Genomic DNA, 1,146 nt, shown 5'->3' on the forward strand with positions numbered 1-1,146 from the left:
CCGGCCCCGACGGTCGGCCGGGGCGGGGTCCCGGGAGCCGCGGGCCCGGAGCTCACCTCTTCGGGGCGGAGGGGAGGGCTCCACCCTCCCCTCCGCCCCAACGGGGTCAGGGCGCCGGGGTGTCGGTGCGGGTGACGGGGATCCAGATCTCGGCGTCGGCCCGCGTCCCGTCCTCCGACAGCTCCACCCGCAGCAGTTCGGGTCCCGGAACGGTGCGGTACGGGTGGGAGGGGAACCACCGGGTGAAGACGTCCCGCCAGGTGTACTGCAGGGTCAGCGGAAACGGACCGGAGCTCTCGAAGACCGCCCACGTCCCGGCCGCCACCGGCAGCACGTCCATGTCCGCCGGTGGTTCGGCGCCGGTCGCCGCCGCCTGGTAGTAGTCCAACTCCGTGCCCTCCGAGCGGTCCTCGGAGAGCAGGACGGAGCCGGAGATCACCCCGTGCGGCTCCCGGTCCGACAGCGCCTCGATCCGTTCATGGGTCTCCTCCCCGAGACCGCGCACGAACTCCGCGATCGCCGGGTTCACCCCCTCGTGCACCAGCGGTACCCGGGCCTTCCGCCCGACCAGTGAGAACGCCGGCTTCTCCACGACGCGGTATCGCATCTCGTCACTCCCTTCGACGACCAGGTGGAAGGACATCCGGGGCTGGAAGCGCAGGGGTGCCCCCGCGCGACGGGCCTCGGCCGGCCCGACGCCGTGCACCGCCCGGAACGCCCGGGCGAACGCCTCGCCGGAGCCGTAGCCGTGACGCACGGCGACCTCCAGCAGGGTCCGTTCCCCGGCCGTCACCTCCGCCGCCGCGAGGGTGAGGCGCCGGCGCCGGATGTACTCCGACAGCGGCATCCCGGCGAGCGCGGAGAACAGACGTCGGAAGTGGTACTCCGAGGTCATCGCGATCCTCGCGAGGTCGGCGACGTCGATCGGCACGCCGGGGTCGCCGGCCAGACGCTCCTCGACGCGGTCCATGGCGCGGTTGAGGTGCTCGAGCACCGGATCTCCTTCCCTCGACGCCTCCCACTCTGGGACGCCGACCGGGGGCGGGGCCCGACACTTCCTGCCCGTTCCGGTCGGGTGGGGAGGAGCGGGGCCCCGGGACCGGGACACCGGACACGCCGGAAGGGGGCGGACGGGCCACCCGGCCC

1 protein-coding gene is annotated in these 1,146 nt (G+C 74.1%); it reads right to left on the reverse strand.

Annotated elements, in window-relative coordinates:
* Nucleotides 1–106 precede the first annotated feature (106 nt).
* Nucleotides 107–994, reverse strand: coding sequence for an AraC family transcriptional regulator (locus tag FOE67_RS26385; protein WP_182667338.1), 888 nt, complete (start codon nt 992–994; stop codon nt 107–109).
* Nucleotides 995–1,146 lie beyond the last annotated feature (152 nt).

It is taken from the genome of Streptomyces calidiresistens, assembly GCF_014141525.1.
Taxonomy (GTDB): Bacteria; Actinomycetota; Actinomycetes; order Streptomycetales; family Streptomycetaceae; genus Streptomyces; species Streptomyces calidiresistens.